Annotated in this window: 14 protein-coding genes; 8 read left to right on the top strand and 6 right to left on the bottom strand. The window is 62.2% G+C overall.

Features of this window, described 5'->3' with window-relative positions:
• Window positions 1-202: 202 nt before the first annotated feature.
• The gene (locus AC5P7R_RS09300; protein WP_111098655.1) at window positions 203-865 is read right to left on the bottom strand and encodes an exopolysaccharide biosynthesis protein; all 663 of its coding nucleotides are present in this window, start codon (window positions 863-865) and stop codon (window positions 203-205) included.
• Window positions 866-1,014: 149 nt separating this feature from the next.
• Here AC5P7R_RS09300 and yidA point away from each other — a divergent pair, with 149 nt between their 5' ends.
• The 4 genes from yidA (at window position 1,015) to AC5P7R_RS09280 (ending at window position 5,364) form a co-directional block, all read left to right on the top strand.
• Entirely contained in the window at window positions 1,015-1,848 is an 834-nt protein-coding gene (gene yidA / locus AC5P7R_RS09295; RefSeq protein WP_180876438.1) for a sugar-phosphatase, read from the top strand.
• 381 nt (window positions 1,849-2,229) lie between these two features.
• Window positions 2,230-4,548, top strand: coding sequence for a TonB-dependent receptor (locus tag AC5P7R_RS09290; RefSeq protein WP_478436072.1), 2,319 nt, complete (start codon window positions 2,230-2,232; stop codon window positions 4,546-4,548).
• Between the two features lie 105 nt (window positions 4,549-4,653).
• A complete protein-coding gene (locus AC5P7R_RS09285) occupies window positions 4,654-5,043 on the top strand; it encodes a hypothetical protein (RefSeq protein WP_478436070.1) in 390 nt (129 codons plus the stop codon).
• Window positions 5,044-5,067: 24 nt separating this feature from the next.
• Window positions 5,068-5,364, top strand: coding sequence for a hypothetical protein (locus AC5P7R_RS09280; protein ID WP_031269210.1), 297 nt, complete (start codon window positions 5,068-5,070; stop codon window positions 5,362-5,364).
• Between the two features lie 7 nt (window positions 5,365-5,371).
• On the opposite strand, the gene AC5P7R_RS09275 is transcribed toward AC5P7R_RS09280, so the two are convergent.
• Window positions 5,372-6,877, bottom strand: a complete 1,506-nt coding sequence (locus AC5P7R_RS09275; RefSeq protein WP_227852296.1) for a YifB family Mg chelatase-like AAA ATPase — start codon at window positions 6,875-6,877, stop codon at window positions 5,372-5,374.
• A gap of 539 nt (window positions 6,878-7,416) precedes the next feature.
• Between AC5P7R_RS09275 and AC5P7R_RS09270 the strand changes: the two genes are divergently transcribed.
• Complete coding sequence (locus AC5P7R_RS09270; protein WP_227852295.1) at window positions 7,417-8,340, top strand: RHS repeat-associated core domain-containing protein; 924 nt, start codon at window positions 7,417-7,419, stop codon at window positions 8,338-8,340.
• A gap of 587 nt (window positions 8,341-8,927) precedes the next feature.
• On the opposite strand, the gene AC5P7R_RS09265 is transcribed toward AC5P7R_RS09270, so the two are convergent.
• Both AC5P7R_RS09265 and AC5P7R_RS09260 read right to left on the bottom strand, forming a co-directional pair.
• Entirely contained in the window at window positions 8,928-9,458 is a 531-nt protein-coding gene (locus AC5P7R_RS09265; RefSeq protein ID WP_111104498.1) for a cold-shock protein, read from the bottom strand.
• Between the two features lie 45 nt (window positions 9,459-9,503).
• Complete coding sequence (locus AC5P7R_RS09260) at window positions 9,504-9,860, bottom strand: hypothetical protein (RefSeq protein WP_021201939.1); 357 nt, start codon at window positions 9,858-9,860, stop codon at window positions 9,504-9,506.
• Between the two features lie 642 nt (window positions 9,861-10,502).
• Between AC5P7R_RS09260 and AC5P7R_RS09255 the strand changes: the two genes are divergently transcribed.
• From AC5P7R_RS09255 to AC5P7R_RS09245, 3 genes are all read left to right on the top strand, one after another.
• Window positions 10,503-11,105, top strand: coding sequence for a DUF998 domain-containing protein (locus AC5P7R_RS09255; RefSeq protein WP_111104450.1), 603 nt, complete (start codon window positions 10,503-10,505; stop codon window positions 11,103-11,105).
• Window positions 11,106-11,562: 457 nt separating this feature from the next.
• Window positions 11,563-13,998, top strand: coding sequence for an RHS repeat domain-containing protein (locus AC5P7R_RS09250; protein WP_146268438.1), 2,436 nt, complete (start codon window positions 11,563-11,565; stop codon window positions 13,996-13,998).
• 11 nt (window positions 13,999-14,009) lie between these two features.
• Window positions 14,010-17,831 (top strand): RHS repeat domain-containing protein, encoded by a 3,822-nt coding sequence (locus tag AC5P7R_RS09245; protein WP_478436069.1) that lies wholly within the window; start codon window positions 14,010-14,012, stop codon window positions 17,829-17,831.
• A gap of 499 nt (window positions 17,832-18,330) precedes the next feature.
• On the opposite strand, the gene arr is transcribed toward AC5P7R_RS09245, so the two are convergent.
• The gene (gene arr, locus AC5P7R_RS09240; RefSeq protein ID WP_021201936.1) at window positions 18,331-18,765 is read right to left on the bottom strand and encodes an NAD(+)--rifampin ADP-ribosyltransferase; all 435 of its coding nucleotides are present in this window, start codon (window positions 18,763-18,765) and stop codon (window positions 18,331-18,333) included.
• 126 nt (window positions 18,766-18,891) lie between these two features.
• Entirely contained in the window at window positions 18,892-19,143 is a 252-nt protein-coding gene (gene ubiK / locus AC5P7R_RS09235; protein WP_005419983.1) for a ubiquinone biosynthesis accessory factor UbiK, read from the bottom strand.
• Window positions 19,144-19,275 lie beyond the last annotated feature (132 nt).

Raw genomic sequence — 19,275 nt, 5'->3', positions numbered from 1 at the left:
ATCGACGTTAAGGTGCGGGATGGGGATCGCTCGGCTCGTCTGTCGGCTGCTATCCGCAGATATCATGTTGACGGTCCCTCCACCCTGGCTCCTACATACCGCGTAGGAGCCGGGAGGAACATACAAGCCCATGCTCGGCTTACGCGCGCAGCGCGCGGGTTTCCGTGCACCGAGCGAACAGCAGCCGAGCGTGGGCTCGGCTCTACAGTTCGGCGGTACTGCTGCGGAACCCGCTGAACACCGACTCGGCGGCAAACCCCACGCCGCCCAGCAGCACGCCGAAATACACCACCGTTGCTACCACGAAACCATAACCGGCCGCCACCGCCGCGCCATCGCGCTGGATGAAGCCAATCGCAAACGACATCAGCGCCAGTGCCGGCAGCGTGTTGCTGAAAGGAATCGGCCCGGCCGGCGCCATCAGCAGCAGGGTCGCGAACACCAGCATCAGGTTGTTCAGGCGCATCATCTTCTTCGAGCGCACCATCACCGCCAGCCGCATCGGCCGCGACAGCCGCTCCATGCGGTGCACCCACTTCAGCGCACGGCCGAGGTTGGCCTTCAGCTTGTCGGTGGCGATCTCGCGACGCGCCAGCTTCTGCGGCACCCACAGCGGGCGGTCGCGCACACGGCTCAGGCCGATGAGCAGGATCGAGGCGCCAAAGACGGTGCTCAGCCCTGGAATCGACACCGGGATGATGAAGATGGCCGAGAGCAGGATCACGATCAGCAGCAGGCCCTCATCGCCCAGCGCGCTGAGCAGGGTGCCGACGCGCACCTGGTCGCCGGGCAGCTCGTCGATCATCTGCTCGATCTGCTGGGCCAGGGGCGCGCTGTCATTGGTTTCGGGGGCACGGTAGGTCATGCGTCGCAAGGTTCTCCAGGGAAGGGCGGTCAACGGGCCGTCCTGCGGTGGGGGACGCACAGGCTCCCCCAGTATCCCGGCCAACGTGGGCAAAGAGGTGAACCGGGCATGAGGGGGTAAACTGGCGTGCCCCGCACGAGTTGAACGCAATGGACATGGGCCGCCGGCAATCGACCATCGAACTGGTCGCCATCGACATGGATGGCACGCTGCTGGACCCGTCGCACCAGCTCACCTCCCGCGCCAGGAAGGCCATCGCGCAGGCGCGGGCGCTGGGCGTGCACATCGTGCTGACCAGTGGCCGCCCGGTTCCGGGCCTGGCGCCGTACCTGCACGAGCTGGGCATCACCGGCAACGACGACTACTGCATCGCCTGCAATGGCGGCCTGGTGCAGCGCATCGGCACGCGCGAAACCGTGGTCGAATATCCGCTCAGCTTCGACGACTTCCTGTTCTGCGAGCAGGTGGCCCGCGACCTGGGCGTGCACTTCCAGGCGCTGGACAGCCGGCGCATGTACACGCCCAACCAGGACATCAGCTACTACACCGTGGCCGACTCGCATCTCTCGCGGATGCCGCTGTCGTATCGTCGCGTGGAGGACATGGATCCATCGATGTCCTTCATCAAGCTGATGATGATCGACGCGCCGGACGTCCTGGATGCCGCCATCGCGCGCCTGCCGAGCGAACTGACCGAGCGCTTCGCGGTACTGAAGAGCGCGCCGTTCTTCCTGGAAGTGTTCGACCACCGCGCCGGCAAGGGCCCGAGCCTGCAGAAGCTGGCCGAGCACTTGGGCATCGACCGCGCCAACGTGATGGCCATCGGTGACCAGGAGAACGACCTGACCATGCTGCAATACGCCGGTACCAGCGTGGCGATGGGCAATGCCATCGACGCGGTGAAGGCGGTGGCGCGGTTTGAGACCAGCAGCAATGCCGACGAAGGCGTGGCGCGCGCCATTGAGCGTTTCGTCCTGCAGTAACCGCGCGTCTCTATGCCCTGGTAGGTGCCCACCTCATCCGCCTCGGTGGGTGCCAACCTTGGTTGGCACACGAGCGCCGACCAAGGTCGGCCCCCACCACGCCGGGGCTATACTTACGTATAGCCCACCCATCCCCACCGCCATTGGCGCTGTACCACGGTGCAATGGCGGATGCGGCAGTGCGATGCAAGAATTCCGCACGTCGAAATCACCCCACCGAATCTCACGGCAGATGATCGTCTTCGTCTGCCACTGACCGGCACGCACCGCGCCGTCACGCCTTCAACGCAACCGCACCGCCAGCCAGGGCGCCGACACCGGTGCTGCAACGCGCTGGGCGTGCGCCTGCGCCGCTCTCTCCCTGCACCTGGATCTGCTGCCATGAACACCCCACCCACGACGCGCCTCGCCCTGGCCATCATCGCGGCCATCACTGCACCTGCGTACGCCGCAGACACGCACGACGCCGCGCTCGACACGCCCACTACACTCAACGCCCTGCAGGTCATCGCCACACCGCGCGGTGCGGCCGTGGCACCGACCCAGGTGATCGGCCCCAACCGCTACATCATCAAGGCCGAAGACCTCGACGCGATGGTCACCGGCAACAACGGCTTGGCCATGCTCAAGCAGGTGCCCGGTGCCAGCTACACCGCCACCGATGGGCTGGGCCTGGATATCTCGGCCACCAGCCTGTTCGTGCGCGGCTTCCGCATGAATGAAATGGGCATCACCTTCGAGGGCGTGCCGCTGAACGACAACGGCTTCCTCTCGCTCACCGGCACCAGCGTGGTGAACGTGGGCGTGCCCGATGGTATCGGCGCGATCACGGTCAGCCCTGGCGGCGCACCGGTCAGTGTGTTTTCCAGCAGCGTCAACGGCGGCAGCCTGGAGTACCGCCTGCGCGACCTGCAGGACACGGCCAGCCTGCGCGTGAAGCAGGGCGTGGGCAGCAACAACACGCTGGTCACCACCGTATCCGGGCAGAGCGGCCAGCTTGGCGAGCATGGCCCGAAAGTGCTGGTCGACCTGCAGCGTGTATCGGCCGACAAGTATCAGGGCGAGGGCACGCAGAACTTCCTGCGCGGCGACCTGAAGCTGCAGCAGGACGTCGCCTGGGGCGATGTCACCGTGTTCCTGTCCGACAGCAAGGCCAAGGTCTGGGGCTACAACAACATCTCCTTCGACATGATCCGCAAGCTGGGCTGGAAGGCCGACATCTTCTATCCCGATTATGCGTGGGCGTGGTACGTGGCCTCGCCGGAAAACGCGGACAAATCCTGCGGCGCCTACACCTGCGGTGAGCTGTCCGAACTGATTCCGTACGACACCGGCCAGACCACCCGCGACCGCGTGTCATCGATCAACCATCGCTTCCAGATCACCCCGGCGCTGAGTGGCAACGTGCAGCTGTACAACGCCAACAGCCACACCCAGGCCACGCTGACCGACCCGACCGTACCGTCGACCAACGGTGCGCCGTTCTCCGAACAGGTGCAGACACCACGCCTCAACCGGCTGGGTGGCATGCTCAACCTGCAGTTCGAGACCGGCGCGCACACTTTCACGGCCGGCTTCTGGCAGGAGAAGAGCAAGGCTGCGGCCAAGACCGAGTGGTACCAGCAGCCACTGCTGGGCGAGGGCCCGCCGCTGAAGGCCACCGGCCCGTTCGACGTGTACGGCCCCGCGTTCAAGACCGACAACGCATCGAGCTGGGTGACCCGCTCGCGCCAGTTCTACCTGCAGGACGACATCGTGTTGAACGACACGCTGAAGCTGGGCGTTGGTTTCAAGGCCGTGGACTTCCGCACCCGCGGCGGCGGCCTCGGCGATGCCAAGGACCGGCCGGTGAACGGAACGCTGCGCGCGAAGAGCAACTTCCTGCCGCACGTCTCGCTGTTCTGGAGCCCCACCGAATCCACCGATGCCTTCATCGACCTGGCCAATACCATGAACGGCTATCGCGTGGCCCAGCGCGGCAACATCGGTTACACCGCCTCGGCGTGGACCATCACCGACCAGGAAGAGTTCGACCGCGTGGCCGGCACGCTGCGCCCGGAGAAGAACTGGAACCTCACCGTGGGCGCATCACACCGCTTCGACCGGCTGACGATTACCGGCGACGTGTTCTACAACGACATCCGCAACCGCCTGCTGTCGGCCGCCATCGGCACCCAGTTCGCGCAGATCAACACGGTGCGGCTGATGCCGAAGATGCATGTGATCGGCGCAGACCTCGGCATCACCGCCGACCTGACCGACCACCTGCAGTTCTATCAGGGCGTGGCCGTAGCCCGTTCGTACTACGACAGCGATTTCGTGGTGGGCGACACGGTGTACCCGATCAAGGGCAATGCCCAGCCGGGTTACCCGCAGATCTCGCTGGTCAGCGACCTGTCCGCCCACTTCGGTGACTGGCGTTTTGGGGCCACCAGCACCTCGTACCTGCGCCAGCCCTTTACCTACGAGAACGACATCCGCGTGCCGACCTTCTGGCAGGTCAACACCTATGCTGCGTATCGATTCGGTGCGGACAGCCCAGTGCCCGGGCTGGAGCTGCGGCTGGACGTGAGCAACCTGTTCAACCGCCACAACATCGGCACCGCCACCATCGCCGGCTCGTCGTTCTCGGGGGACTACCAGACGCTGCAGCGCAGCGCGCCACGGCAGCTGATGTTCAGTACCTCGATGACCTTCTGAGTAGATCCACGCCATGCGTGGATGCACTTGGCGGCCCCCCAAACCCACCTGGCCCCCCTTGGGCAATCAACAGGGATTTTCTGGCGGCGACGCAAGGTTCCCACAATGTTGCTGGGTCATTCTGTTGGCATGGCACAGCAGACCCCGCCAACCCGGTTGTTCGGCATCCGAGGCCCAGTACGGCCCCGGCAAGCGCTGTCCGTGGCGCTCGCATTCGACCTGCGGGCCGAATACCAGTTCTGGCAGGTCTACGAACGCATGGTCCGCCCGCTACCCGGTGGGGGGCTGCGGCAGGCCTGGCTGGTGTGCCAGAAGGTGTACCGGGACCGGTGGCAGCACCCGGACGACAGCGACGAGGCGGCGTTGTCACGGGTGCTGTTCGGCGACAACATGACGGCTGGCCGGGCGTCGGAACTGGCGGAGCTGCACGCGCTGGTCAGCCGTCGGGTGGCGTCGCTGGCGAAGCGGGGTGTACTGTTCGGACGCGGCCGCTGAACCGCGAATTTGCCGAGAGTTCCGATGGTTCTTCTTCCTGGGCAGTACCGCATCCTGGCGTATCGCGGATTCCATGACCTGCCGCGAATGATGCTGGTAACCGATAGCGCATCAAAGCGCTGGGTGCTTGACTGTCCGTTCGAGGACGAACGGGATGACTACGCGCCGGTGTATCGCATTCATGCCGTGGATACTGATATCGCGGGGCCTTCGGAGGTATGGGAGCGTCACACTCTTGGGCTACTGCCCGACATTGGCGCCCTTTCAGTGAATAGCCTGCAGTTTGACGAGACGCGGCGCGCCTCCTTCATCCTGATGTGATCTTTCGTCATACTCCCGGCTTTCCCCGATCCAGCTGCCGATAGCCAATCGCCTCAGCCAGATGCGCCGTCCGGATCACCTCGCAACCCGCCAGATCCGCAATCGTGCGCGCCACGCGTAGAATCCGGTGCATCGCCCGTGCGGAAAGCTGCAGACGTTCAATCGCCTGCTCAAGTAGATCCTGATCGGCCTCGCTCAGCTTCGTGCACGCCCGCAGCGCCGCCGGCGGCAGATGTGCATTGAGCCCGCCACGTGCCTGCTGCCGGGCATGGGCGGCTTCCACCCGTGCACGTACCGCAGCACTGGGCTCACCCAGCGGCGTGCTCTCCCGCAGCTCCACCGCGTCCATTCGCGTTACGCCGATATGCAGATCGATGCGGTCCAGCAGCGGGCCGGACACTCGCGCACGATAGCGGTTGATGCGCTCGTCGCTGCACAGGCAACGGTTGCTGCGGTCACCGGCCCAGCCGCACGGGCAGGGATTCATCGCAGCCACCAGTTGGAACCGCGCGGGGTACTGCACGCTGCGCGCCGCGCGGGCGATGCGGATGTGGCCGGATTCCAGTGGCTCGCGCAGGGTTTCCAGCGCGCTGCGGTTCCATTCTGGGAGCTCATCAAGGAAGAGGACTCCATGGTGGGCCAGTGATATTTCACCGGGGCAGGGCGGGTTGCCCCCACCCACCAGCGCCGCCGCGCTCGCGCTGTGATGGGGCGCTCTAAAGGGCCGCTGCCGCCAACGTCTTGGGTCCAGCCCTTCGCCACTCACCGACGCAATCGCGGCAAGCTGCAGCGCCTCAGTCTCTTCGGTATCCGGCAACAGGCTGGGCAGGCGCGAGGCCAACAGTGTCTTGCCGCAGCCAGGACTACCGATCAACAACAGATGGTGCCCACCGGCAGCGGCCACTTCCAACGCGCGCCGTGCATGCGCCTGCCCGCGCACGTCAGCCAGATCCGGCAGCGGCAACGGCGTCGTGTCCACGCGCTCCACGGGCGGCAACAGGCGCGGGTTGCCCAACCCGGCGCAGCATTCCAGCAGCGTGCGCGCCACACGCACATCCGCGTGCTCGGCCAACGCAGCCTCTGCGGCATTCCCTGGCGGCACCACCAGGATGCGCCCGGCTTCAGCGGCCGCGATCGCCGCCGGCAGCGCGCCGGCTACCGGCCTCAGCTCGCCGGTCAGGCCAAGCTCACCCAGGAACTCGTATTGCAGCAGCGACTGCGGATCGACCTGGCCACTGGCCGCCAGAATGCCCAGCGCGATGGCCAGGTCGTAACGCCCGCCTTCCTTGGGCAAGTCGGCGGGCGCCAGGTTCAACGTGATGCGCCGCTGCGGAAAGTCGAAGCGCGCGCAGAGCAGGGCGGCGCGCACGCGCTCGCGCGATTCGCGCACGCTGGTCTCGGCCAGTCCGACAATCTGGGTGGCAGGCAGGCCGCCAGAGAGGTGCACTTCCACCCGCACCAGCGGGGCATCGACCCCGGCGCGGGCACGGCTGTGGACCAGCGCCAGGCTCATGTGTGGTTTCCTGCAGAGGGATGCTTGATGGTGCGGCAGGCGTTCCGCATGGGATATCGGGAATTGCTGGTGAAGCGGCTAGGGGGATTCCGGCAGACGGTTGGGGCATGCCTTCCTCCTCTGCGGAAGCAAGATTCGGCCATCAAGTGAACGATGGACGCCAATTCGCCGTGCTACTCAAATTGACGTGCTACTCAAATTGAATGGCGTCGGTTACACATGGCCACGCATTTCCAAGCGCTACGCCAATTCCACTTGGGGCATCCAGGTGGTGCAACCATGGATGCTTCTGGAAAAACAGCGTGGCAACAGCCACCGCTTGATTCACGTCGACTCGCACTGGTTTTCAATGTGACTTCCCCAGCCATCGGGGGCTGTGATATGAAGACGGAATCTTGCTGGAAGGCTCTTTCAAGGGGATGGGGGGAATGGAAACGTTTGAGGAGGCTGATCGTCGTGTTTCCCTCGTCCTTTGGGGGTGGCGAAGCGCATTCCCGAACGGGGCCCCGTGGGGGGCCTGGCTCTGTTGCACACTAATGATGAGCCTGGCGCTGACGCCATCGGCAAGTGCCGAGACGGTCACCTACATTCATACCGATGCGCTTGGTTCGGTGGTTGCCGAGACCGACGCCAATGGCAACGTGGTCAAGCGCTATGACTACGAACCCTATGGTGCCGTTGTTGGCGGGCAGGTTGCGGATGGACCTGGATATACGGGACACGTGAGCGACGCTGCCACTGGGCTGAGCTACATGCAGCAGCGCTACTATGATCCCCAGTTGGGACTCTTCCTCTCGGTGGATCCGATCTCTACGCATTCAAGCACGAAACACTTCAATCGATACAGCTACGCTTATGGCAATCCGTACTCCTTCACCGATCCGGACGGAAGGGTTCCGGTAATGCCATTCATCTACGGCGCCGTCCTGGGCGGCCTCGCAGACATCGCGGTCCAGAAAGCCATGAATCCGGATAAGCCTATCGACAAAGTGGAGGCTGGCATTGCTGCTGCGGTTGGCTCAGTCTCCGGAGGCGCTGGTGGAGTGGCCGTTGCGGCAGTGGGTTCCGGCACGATTTCGGTAGGGCGTGCGGTTGCCATACAGACCGTGGTCAATGCGGTGGCGGGCGGTGCTGGCTCCGCCGCAGAGAGCGCAATCAAAGGGCAACCCATCACGGCGGAGGGCGTCGCTTCAAATGCGATTGGCAGTGCAGCGGGTGGATTGGCAGCCTCCGGGGTTGGCGTTGCCATGGGTGATTTCGCAGGCCCAGCTGCGCGCGGATCACTCCAACGGCTGAGTCAATCCCGCGGCCCAGGTGGGCCGAACATGGCAAGTGCCACTGCGTCAACCGGAACTGCCATTCCCAGGCAATCGGCACTCCAGGGTGCGGCGTCCCAAGCGGGTCAGGGCCTGGCGGGAGCAGGGGCGACTATCGTGCAGAAGGACCTGGAGAAGAAAAAATGAGTCCCTTGCTGAAAGGCCTCATAGGCACTCAGCTTCTCGCTGCGGTCTTTGGCGTTTCTTACTTCGCAGTTCTCACGTACCGCAATTACCCGGACGCTATGCATACGGGATTGCGTATTTGGGGCTACTTCGCGGTGATCTTCCTATTCCTTCATCTGTTTCTTGCGCTGAAGCAGTGGTGGGAAAATTCGCGTCGAAGGCGATAGGCGTGCCCCCTTCCGTGATCTCGTTTGCACTAGAGAACAAGTCGCCCAATGGGCGGCTTGTGCTTTTTGCGGGGAGGTTCACCGGCGTTCAAGTGAAAGCATGCCAATCTCCACATTGGCTGCTGGAAAAGCTGCGTTCACTTCAAGTCCCTGGGGGCTTGCGAGTACTGATGGCCCTCTCGCTCGCCATGGGCCTGCCGGGGTGCGGGGAAGAGGTGGAGAGTTCAACGTATCCCATTGGCCAGACGGGAGAGACGTGCACCGCCTACAAGGGCTTCGACCGCCAGCCTCCTGAAGTAGTTGTGGCGGAGCTTGGCCCCTCGCGATCGAGCATCGGGCGGCCCCTTGCTGTTCAGACGCAGCGCCACTGTGAGCGTCAGCCTACGATGGCACTTCAGCGCTGAAGTAGTTGGTGGGATCGGCTTGGCGGTGTCCTCGGGCCCCAAGCAGACACCGCTGCTCATCCTGCACCAACCCATTGAAGCGCCCAAACCGGGCCTCAACCCACGAAGGCCCCGCGCTTTCCACCAGCAACCGCCCTTGGCTCTGGTGCAGATCCAGCCAGCGCTCGAAGCTGATGCGCAGACGTTCGATATCCGGTGCCCGCCAGCGGGCATCGGCAGGCATGCGGATCAGCACGCGCGACGGCGCGTTCTCCACGTCCATCACCACAACGCCCCTGCAGCGGATCTCGAAGGACGTTGCGCCGGCATGGCGCGCATGCAGTTCAAAGCCCTCGTGGGCCTTTGCGGTCACAAACCCGCGCGCATCACTGTGCAGCAGACGGTAATCGGCCGGCTGCAGCTTCTGGTAGGCCCACACCTGATCGCCAGTGGGCTCGGGCCACTCCACCAACATCGCGCCGATCACCGCGATGCACACCACCGCAGCGGCAAGGCCGTGCATCTTCATTCGTCACCCCGCACACAGGCAGAAAACTCCGCGCCATAAGCGCGCTCAGTCCTTGGGTCGCATCCGCTCGTGGATGAAGGCGGTCAGCGCCAGATCGGCCATCACCAGCCCCTCCATCACACGGTCGCCCACGTACTGCTCCGGCTCGCCGTTCTGGCGCGTGCGCTCGGCCGCCAGCAGGATCTCCTGCACGATGCGCTGGCCGGTGAGCGCGCAGTCGGCGTCGGACAACGCCATCTGCCGGCTGCGCAGGTGGTGCCGCTCGGGCCAGGGCTGGCCGTCGGCCGCAGCGCCCGCACCGATGGCGTGCAGGATGGCGATGAGGCTGTTGGGGTCCAGCGCAGGCGCGGGTGACGGTGCTTCCTGGATGGGGCGTGGAGGAGGGGAGTGCGGTGTGGTCATGGCGGGCTCCGTGCAAGCAGGCGGACGCCGCCACCGATAAAGGTGGCGGGCAGAGCGTGGCTCGAAAACCGGATGTTGGGAACCGGCGGGTACAAGACCCCCACGCCCCGCCCGCCATAGCCGGCAGACGGATTGCCAGCCGGCACCACGCGCGGTGGTGCCGGCTGGCAAGCGCAAACTACTTCCCAACAAAACGGGCTTTCGAGTCCCGACCACCGATGCACGGTGGCGCAGTAACGATTACCTGCTGTTGTTCGGAATGCCAACGGGTAGGGTCAATGCCGCCAAAACCCGAGACGCTTTTGGCATTGTCGCATAGCGGAGAAAGCGGCGAGAGCCTTGGCGTGCTTGGCGCAGCAGCACTTCTGGAACAGAGTCGTCAGAACCTTCCGTCAGAGATGCAAGGCGCGGCAAATGCGACAGCACTCGCCCATCGGGCATGCGTGATCGCTCATGCAACCGAACCGCTGCGACACCCGCTGGATGGTTTAAATGACTTCTTGCCTATTGAACCCATCGAGTGCCGCGCGCAATCTGACTACTGCTGTAGTCACTGAGGGCCGTCCTGCCCGCAGCAGGAAGGTTTTGCAGCGTTCGATTGGATTCCACCCACTGGCGCAGGCCAAACAAGGACCACTGCACGTGTCACGCCGCAGCCGACTGCTTCTCTGCGCGGGTCTGGTCCCGCTTCCATGGTTCCTGTTCTGGACCAGCGTTGCCGCCGTGTTTGCGCCGGGCTACAACCCGCTTGCACAGCACGCCAGCGAGCTGCTGCAGACACCAACGCTTGCAAGCATCTGCGCTAGGATTGCCCCCATCGGCTGCGGCGTGGGCTTCGTGGCGTTTGCCATCGGGGTATGGCGAGAGTCCGGCTGCCGGATTGCCGTAGGCGCGATCTGCTGGATGATCTTTGGCATCTCCATGCTGACCAACGGGCTCTGGCCCATGGGCCATCCGATGCACGGCTTCTACACCATTGGCATCGCAAACATCATTGCACCGGCGATGTCGCACATCGAATTGAGCGCGTGGTCTGCCAACCGAAGGGCGTACGCCGTGACCGCTGTGGTGAGCATCGGGGGCATCGTCTATCTCTGGTTGAACGTGGTGGGGGCGGATCCGGAGGGGTTCAGGGGGCTGACCCAGCGCGTGTTCTCGTCGATCAACTCGCTGTGGCCGTTCCTGGTTGCGTGGTACCTGGTGCGCCGGAGCTTCAATGAGCTGACGACGCATACGGTGAATTGAGGGGTAGGCATGGGACGGACATGGATGGCCATTGAGCGCGTGGAGCTGAGAATGTGGTGAAGATTCTTCGCCGTTGGCTGATCTACGTGCGAGTGCATCAGGATAACTTTGCTGCGTGCATCGTCGCTGGGTACGGAACCACTCGAGGCTAGCGCTACGCCCTTGGCAATAGCGGGCGCTTGTCAAGGACCTTTCTCCCCTCAGACTACGGCTAAGTACCCAAGCTGATGCCGGCTGGCATGCGCGAACCTCATCACAACGGCGCGCTTTCGAGTCCCTACTGCCGTTGCAGGGTGGAAGTGGCGATTATCTGCCGTTGTGTGGAACGCCAAGGATTTGGGCGGAGACCGCCAGGGTCCTAGTCGCTTTTGGCGTGGGCGCATAGCGCGGAAGTTGTGCAGATTCGTTGGGGACCCGTGTTTACGGATCCTGGAAGTAGGGGAATTCCTACAACGAGTTGCGGCGTTCACTGACCTGTGCCTATCGAAATCTCAGTGCAGAATCGGCGTCGCTGCATGAACGGATTGTTCATTTTCGCCAGGGGAACGTTATGGGATCCAGGTGGTTGCGGTTCGCACCAGTATTGCTGTGCCTCGTTGCTTCGTCTGTTGCTGCCCAGCAGCTTGTGCAACCAGAATCGGAGTACGCGAACAAGGTGGGCAAGGCACAACAGATGGGGCGCCTTGACGAAAAGACCTTCGGCGAGAACATCTCACTGTTCAATGGTCAGCTCAGCTTTTCGGTAACCGACATCGCGATCCCAGGAAATGCCGGACCTCCAGTGGAACTGGTTCGGAAGCGCTCGATAAGCGAGCGCTATCTCTATCAAGACAGCAAACCTGGCGATCTTGCCGGCTTCTACGATTGGGACATCGATATTCCGCATCTTGAGGGCGTGTTCAGCAGCCGTGGGTGGGTGGTTGGGCCCGACGACGACGCTTCGCGCTTTCAAAGGTGTTCCCAGCAGAAAAAGCCCTACATCGGCGACGGCATGGGTAGTTTTCCGGAAGCCGCATTCTGGAATGGATATGGATTGAATCTCCCCGGCGATGGAACATCGCAGTTGTTGGTGGCTTCGGCTGGCGTGCCAATGCCTGCCGATGGGCTGACGTATGCATGGGTAACGACGGGTAATGTCCGGATCCGTTGTCTGCCGCAGACGCAGAATGGAGTACCGGGCGAGGCCTTTCTTGCATTGGCGCCGGATGGGACCAAGTACTACCTGAACTGGGTGGTCACCCGGGAAATGCCGTTGTTCAGCTACAGGGACAATCCGCTGGCACCGACCCGCGTTCTTTCGCGCAGCCATGTGTTCTTCCTGGCGACTCGGGTTGAAGATCGCTTCGGCAACTGGGTCAACTATGCCTACTCAGGCGACAAGCTCACCTCGATCAGCAGCAGTGATGGGCGATCGATAAGCATTGCCTACAACGGCGAACGAATCTCCAGCGCTTCGGCAAATGGTCGCACGTGGACCTATCAGTACCGCGAACCAGGTGCCCTTGGATCGGGCATCGACGGTGGCTTGGCGGCGGTTGTGCAGCCTGACGGCACTCGCTGGACCTACACGGTTACAGGCACCCTCAGGCCGCCCACGTTTGGTCCTACACAGGAAGGGTCAGAATGTGATCCGCGAATGGGAACCGTATACGGACCCTACAGTTACACCGTAGGTCACCCATCAGGTGCCACCGCAGCCTACTCGCTTGCCTATCGCTATTTTTACCGGGCGACAGACATAAGCCCCTGCTCGTCGCCGGAACAGATTCCCTATACCGGCGTCTGGAGCCTGCAGCAGCGCACGATCACGGGTGCCGGCCTGCCTACGATGGCGACGTCCTACTCCTTCCAAGACGGATTCTCCGCCGGCGGTCGATGGACGACGATTACCCAGCCGGACAGTAGCGTCGTGAGCTATCGTTTCGGGGTGCGGCCGCGCATCGATGAAGGAAAGATTCTGGAAACGCGCACCGCCAACGCTGCAGGAGCCACGCTGGAGGGTGTGACCTACCAATACCTGGCCAAGGAAGACGCCGCAGGGCAGTTCATTCCTCTAGTGGGGCAGTCGCTGAGCATCATGACGCCCGCGGAGGGCCTCATCCAGCCGCAGAAGCTGGCAGTAACCCTCCGCGAGGGGACGTCCTACACCGAACGGGTAGATCGCTTCGACGCATTCGCAAGGCCGGTGGAAACCTATAGTGGCAGCGATGTCGGTGTATCCAAGGACCGGACTACGTTCCATGACGATCTCTCTTCCTGGACATTGGGTCAGAAGGCGCGTGTCGTCGATATCGACACGGGGATCGAGCAAAGCCGGACTGAGTACAATGCCCAATCGCTTCCACAAGCAACGTGGCTGTTTGGCAAGCTGAAACAGACGCTTGCGTACGACGCATTGGGAAACGTGGTGCAGGCGAAGGATGGCAACGGCAACATTACGCAGATGCAGGACTACAAGCGGGGTACTCCCCGCCGTGTTATCTACGCGGATGGCACCAGCATCTCTGCCACGGTAGACGACAATGGCTGGTTGCTGAGCAAGACCGACGAAACATCAGCAACGACGGTATTTGCCTACGATGCGATGGGACGCGTGAGTCTGATCCGCTATCCGTCGGATGACACCGTTGGCTGGAACGATACCGTCATCAATCACCAACGTACTGCCGGTACTGAGCGAGGCTTGGCTGCTGGTCATTGGCGAGAAATCGAGGCAACAGGGAATGCGCGTCGGATTACCTATCGCGACGCACTCCTGCGTCCAGTGCTGAGGGAGGAGTACGACGCGACAAGTCGAAGCTCCACGCTGATGCAGGTGATTAGCGCGTACGACCACGCTGGAAGAACCACCTTCCAGTCCAATCCGGGCCGCTATCGTCTGGGGGAACCGTGACGAGCATCCTGATGAATTCGGCGCTCACTGAGCGACTGGGCTGGATTCGTGCCATGGCAGTGGTGGTTCTGGTTCTGGTTCTGGCAGCCAGCCCCGCCGCGTATGCCCAGGCATGGGTGAAGCTCACCGGGCCCGCACAGACGGTGTATATCGCGCCCGCTACCGTCAGCATGACGGTCGGGTATGGCAGCACCAACGGCGGATCAAAATCGGAGTACATTGACAACGTACGCCTGACACAGAACGGAGTTCTGCTCAGCAATTTCGCCAACGGAACCTACACCGTTTACGGACTCCCACCTGGTACGTACCAGTACATGCTGACTGCCCAGGGCATCCGCAATCTCAACGGTGAGGAAATTGTCCGGTCGTTGCAGAGCGGACCGGTGGTCATCACGGTCAATCCACCGCCTGCACCCGTGGATTCCGCTGAGAAGGTTGCTGCGTCGCTCAATACAAATCGGGTGGTCGCGGGGCAACCGTTCGTCGCAACTGTGACCATGAGGAACACGGGTGAGACCACCTGGTCACCGGAGGGAGGCTATGCGCTGAGCATGCCGGACAACGGGCTGGTCTACTGGAACGCAGCGAGCTCAGCCGTTCCTGCGGTCATACCTCCCGGTCAAAGCGCCACTTTCAACGTCACGCTTACACCCAGCACAGGGGCTGCCAATGGAGGCTGGTATGGCGTGACTTTCCAGATGCAGCGGAATGGAAGCTGGTTTGGTCTGAGCACGGGCCAGATTGGCTTCTTTGTGTGGCAGCCGGTGAACAGCGCCGAGTTTCAGAGTCAGAGCGTTGCGCCTGCAATGAAAACGGGTAGCACCCAGACGGCGTTTGTTAGGATGAAGAACACGGGCGATACGGTGTGGCAACCGGGTAGCCATTGGTTGGGGGCGCAAAACCCGACCGATTCCACCCAATGGGGAGCGGCGCGTACCGCGCTCCCACGAGCCGTAGCGCCAGGGGAAGTTGTGGATATCGCTGTCCCGCTGCAGGCGCCAGTGACGCCAGGAAACTACAACTTCCAGCGGCAGATGTGGGCGGATGGCAAAGGATGGTTTGGCCCTGCGACGTCGAATGTAGTGATCAGTGTGGCGGCACCGGTAAACAATGCGCGTACGGAGGAGGGAGGAGGCATCCCGGTTGAAGTGCAGGCAGGGAGCACTGTCCAGATGCGTCTTCGCTTTCGAAATACTGGCGAGACGACCTGGAGCAGTGGTGCAGGCTACAGCCTTGCAACGGAAAGCCCTTCGGACAATACCGTCTGGGGTGCAGCGCGAATCCCCCTGCCGCATGATGTTCCACCGAATGGAATCGTCGAGTTCCTGTTCTCCATCACTGCGCCATCAACGGCAGGTCAGTACCCTCTCCAGTGGAGGATGAATCAGGAAGGCGTTGGACGCTTCGGAGACGCTACCGCCAACACAAACACTCGCGTCGTCCTTCCACCATTGAAGGGTGTCTGGACCGAATACGATGCACTGGGGCGGGTGACATCGATTTCAAAGGATACTGACGCGGGACTCGCAACGACCGTTGTGGCCTACGAGCCCGGGAATCGGAGAGCGACGACCGACCCTCGGGGAGCCACTACGAGATTCCAGTATCAGGCTTTCGGTTCCCCTATCCAGTCGGCTGTGATCGCAATCAGTGCGCCCGAGGGGCAGTTTACTGATATCCCCCGCGACAGATATGGGCGCCCGACGGCCATTGTGCGTAGGGATGCTACTGGCAGCATCCAGTTGCGCAGAACTCTGGTTTACGGCGAGGGCGGAAGCCTGTGCAAGTCGATCGAACCGGAGTCTGGCAGCACAGTGATGGGATATGACGGCGGGGACAATACCATCTGGACAGCGAGCGGCTTGGACCTTCCGGATCCGGGCAACTGCGATATAGCTGCCGCCCATGGCTCGCCTCGTCGTGTCGATCTGACTTATGACGCTCGCAATCGGGTGTCTACGCTCTCCTTCCCGGATGGCAATGGCAATCAAATCTGGACCTATGCCGCAGATGGGTTGCCTGCGCGCATCTCTACGGCTAATGACGGAGGAGCAAATCACACCATCAATGCCTACAGCTACAACAAGCGCAGGCTGCTGATTGGAGAGTCGAGTTCACAGGAGGGATGGTACACGTGGGGACTTGGCTATTCCTACGATGCCAACGGCTCGCGTAGCGGGATCCAGTATCCCAGTGGCCTGTATGTGGCCTTGGCGCCTGATGCTCTCGGCCGGGCAACCCGGGTTGGAGACTACGTGCTTGGCGCGTCCCATCACGCGGCAGGTGTTGCAAGCCGCTTCACGTATGGTAATGGCATCAGGTTCGAGCAGGACCTGAACGTCCGAGGGCTCCCGGCGCGCCTCAGTGCGCTTCCGAATGTCAGTATTCTGAACTACGACTACGATCTGAATGGAAACGTTGTCACGATTGCCGAAATCGGACAAGGAAGCCGTAGCCGCACGATGATGTATGACGGTTTGGATCGTCTCACCCAGGCCACCTCCGCCGCCTTTGGGGGTGATGGTGTTGTTCGTTTCACGTATGACGTCCTGGACAATATGCAGAGCGCAAAGCTTGCGGGTGGCAAGGATCATTCCTACTACTATGACCAGCACAATCGTTTGACCAACGTCAGATCCAGTGCTGATGCGACAACGATGGGGCTGTCCTACGACGTGCAAGGCAACCTGTCGATGCGAAACGGGCAGAGCTTTGTCTTCGACATAGGCAATCGAATGAGACTGGCGCCGGGTCCTGAGACATACCGCTACGATGCGCATGGTCGGCGCGTACTGGCATGGTTGCAGGGTAGTGGTTCCATTCACTCGATGTACGACAGGGAGGGAAGGCTCCGTCGCCAGCAGAGCGAGCGTGATGGGACATCCAGAGAGTACCTCTACCTGGGAGAGCTGCTGGTCGCGACATTGGAGACTGGAAGTGATGGCGTGACCCGCCCCAAGTACCAGCATCTCGATGCGCTGGGATCGCCCGTTGCGGTCACAGACACGGCCGCAGCCGTAGTCCAGAGAAGCGTTTACGATCCTTATGGGGAATTGCTGGAGCGCCCTCTTGCTGATGGCGTCGGCTATGCTGGCCATGTGAGCGACAGCACTAATGGTCTGTCCTACATGCAGCAGCGCTACTATGATCCGCAGGTGGGGCGGTTTCTGTCAGTGGACCCAATCGCTGCCCATAGAACTCCAGCGGGATCGTTCAATCGTTACTGGTACGCCGACAACAATCCGTACAGATATATTGATCCTGATGGCCGTTCCAGCATGAATCTGTTCGGCGACCACGATCCGGCGGGATTAAGGAGGGCTGGAGACGCGGTAGATTCACGCTCAATGTTTACGCTCACCGCTCACGCAAATCCAGATCTGGTACAGGACCAGCGCAACTCAACGCGCTACACGGACTTCAAATCGTCGGAGTCCCTTGATCGCGCTCGAAGTGACTTCGGCTTGAAACGTGGGCAAACCGTATTCATGGCTGCGTGTCATTTAGGCGTGGCCCCAACAGGATTGAACAAGTCAATTGGCCAGCTATGGGCCGATCTGAACGATTCCACCGTCTATGCGCCGAGTGGTTTTGTCATGTATCCCACAAACTACTCAGGTGGCCCTGTTACCCTGCGTGTTAACATGCAGCAGGACGGCAAGGGCGCGCCAGGTGTCTGGAATCGATTGACTCCAGGCGGTACTGGAAGTTCAGGCCCAGCCATCAAGACGATTCGATTCAATGCAAACGGCTCGACGACCATAACATTTGCTGGATCACAGACTGGAAGTAGGCTTCCTCTTACTCAGACCATCGGAAAACCAAAATGACAAGCCTTAAGGCTTCGTTGCCAGCTTGGCTGATGTTGCTTTTTTCGGCATGTGGCAATTCCGGAGGAGCCTCTTCCGAGAAAGCCACAGGCGATGTGATCGCAGGGAGCAGAAGCGAAAGCTACGGCCCCGAATCCGCAGCACAGATGGAAGCCAGGGCCCGCTCTGGCGATGGGCACGCTCAGGCGTTGGTGGAGAATCACTACCGCGAGATAGGCAATGCAGCCCTCTATAGGCAATGGATGGAGGAGGGGGTTTCGAGAGGAGATCCTGCGGCGATGCAGCGCCTCGCTTCCCATCTCATTTCGTTGGGGGGGAGGGAGAATTGCCGCCGGGCTGAGGTGATGCTGGTGCGGGCGCGCGCGCTTGTGACAGACGACGATGCGTCGTTCCTTGGAGCGCTCGACTCCACGATGCGACGGCTGAAGGGCGAGCTACCGGGTAGCACACCCTGCAAATAGCGGCCGCAGGGAAGCGCTGATCTTCCTCCTTATCAGTGTCAGTTGATGATCTCCCCACTCCCCGAAGCAACAAACGCCTTCAACTGCCGAACGAACTCCGCGCCGTAGAGCTCCCACTCCACAATCTCCCCCACCACCCGCAACGGCTGCGCACTCCGATACGACCGCGTCGGGTTCCCGGGAAACTTCTTGTTGGTCACGTTCGGGTCGTCCTCGAACGGCCCGGTCGGCTCCACCACATACACGCGCGGCCGCCCCTCACCCTTGGCCATCTCCGCAGCCAGCCCGGCGCCCTTGGCAATCGTGGTGAAGTAGATGTGGTTCATCACCACGCTGTCGCGATAGTTGGAGCGGAAGCCCGCGCTCAGCAGCTCGCCCATCGCCAGATCAGCGCGGGTGCCGTGATAGAACGGCCCGGCGACCTGGTCGCAGGTGTCATGCGAAACGGGTGTCCAATCGGTGTCCTGCGCCATCGCTGCTGCCCCTCTCTGCCCTGCCGGATCGACAGGCCGGCGAGTCTAGGGCGTCCGGTGGGCCTTGCTGCAAGGCCCCATCCGGGAAATAATCTGTAAACGGGAGGCGCAGTGCGCCTCCTTTTTTCATTCTGCGGCGCCGCGCCCTTCCAGCTCACGCACGGCCGTTTCCAGCGCGTCCAGCTTCTGGCGGGTCTTCAGCAGCACGGCGCGCTGCACTTCGAACTCCTCGCGGGTGACCAGGTCGAGCTTGGCCAGGCCGGCCTGCAGCGCGCTCTTGAAGGTGGCCTGCAGTTCCTCGCGCGATTCGCGCAGGCCCGGCGGCACCAGGTCGCTGAGGCGACGGGCGAGGTCATCGATTTGATTCAGGTCGATCATGGGGTGCTCCGTGGGGGTGGGCCCGTGCATCCGGCGCGGGCAGGCCATTCGGGCACAAGGATACTGCTGGCACCCACTGCCCGGACAGGCCGCAGCGGCTTCGCACGGGCCACGTTCAGGCGCTATCCTCCA

The sequence above is a fragment of the Stenotrophomonas sp. YJH_SMC_27 genome, assembly GCF_059369815.1.
The sequence above is the reverse complement of the archived record's forward strand: the minus strand, read 5'-3'. Positions and strand labels throughout refer to the sequence as shown.

Bases quoted from the DNA above. Each gene is read 5' to 3' on its own strand.
- AC5P7R_RS09300 (WP_111098655.1), bottom strand. From the start codon at position 865: ATGACCTACCGTGCCCCCGAAACCAATGACAGCGCGCCCCTGGCCCAG.
- yidA (WP_180876438.1), top strand. From the start codon at position 1,015: ATGGACATGGGCCGCCGGCAATCGACCATCGAACTGGTCGCCATCGAC.
- AC5P7R_RS09290 (WP_478436072.1), top strand. From the start codon at position 2,230: ATGAACACCCCACCCACGACGCGCCTCGCCCTGGCCATCATCGCGGCC.
- AC5P7R_RS09285 (WP_478436070.1), top strand. From the start codon at position 4,654: ATGTTGCTGGGTCATTCTGTTGGCATGGCACAGCAGACCCCGCCAACC.
- AC5P7R_RS09280 (WP_031269210.1), top strand. From the start codon at position 5,068: ATGGTTCTTCTTCCTGGGCAGTACCGCATCCTGGCGTATCGCGGATTC.
- AC5P7R_RS09275 (WP_227852296.1), bottom strand. From the start codon at position 6,877: ATGAGCCTGGCGCTGGTCCACAGCCGTGCCCGCGCCGGGGTCGATGCC.
- AC5P7R_RS09270 (WP_227852295.1), top strand. From the start codon at position 7,417: ATGAGCCTGGCGCTGACGCCATCGGCAAGTGCCGAGACGGTCACCTAC.
- AC5P7R_RS09265 (WP_111104498.1), bottom strand. From the start codon at position 9,458: ATGAAGATGCACGGCCTTGCCGCTGCGGTGGTGTGCATCGCGGTGATC.
- AC5P7R_RS09260 (WP_021201939.1), bottom strand. From the start codon at position 9,860: ATGACCACACCGCACTCCCCTCCTCCACGCCCCATCCAGGAAGCACCG.
- AC5P7R_RS09245 (WP_478436069.1), top strand. From the start codon at position 14,010: ATGAATTCGGCGCTCACTGAGCGACTGGGCTGGATTCGTGCCATGGCA.
- arr (WP_021201936.1), bottom strand. From the start codon at position 18,765: ATGGCGCAGGACACCGATTGGACACCCGTTTCGCATGACACCTGCGAC.
- ubiK (WP_005419983.1), bottom strand. From the start codon at position 19,143: ATGATCGACCTGAATCAAATCGATGACCTCGCCCGTCGCCTCAGCGAC.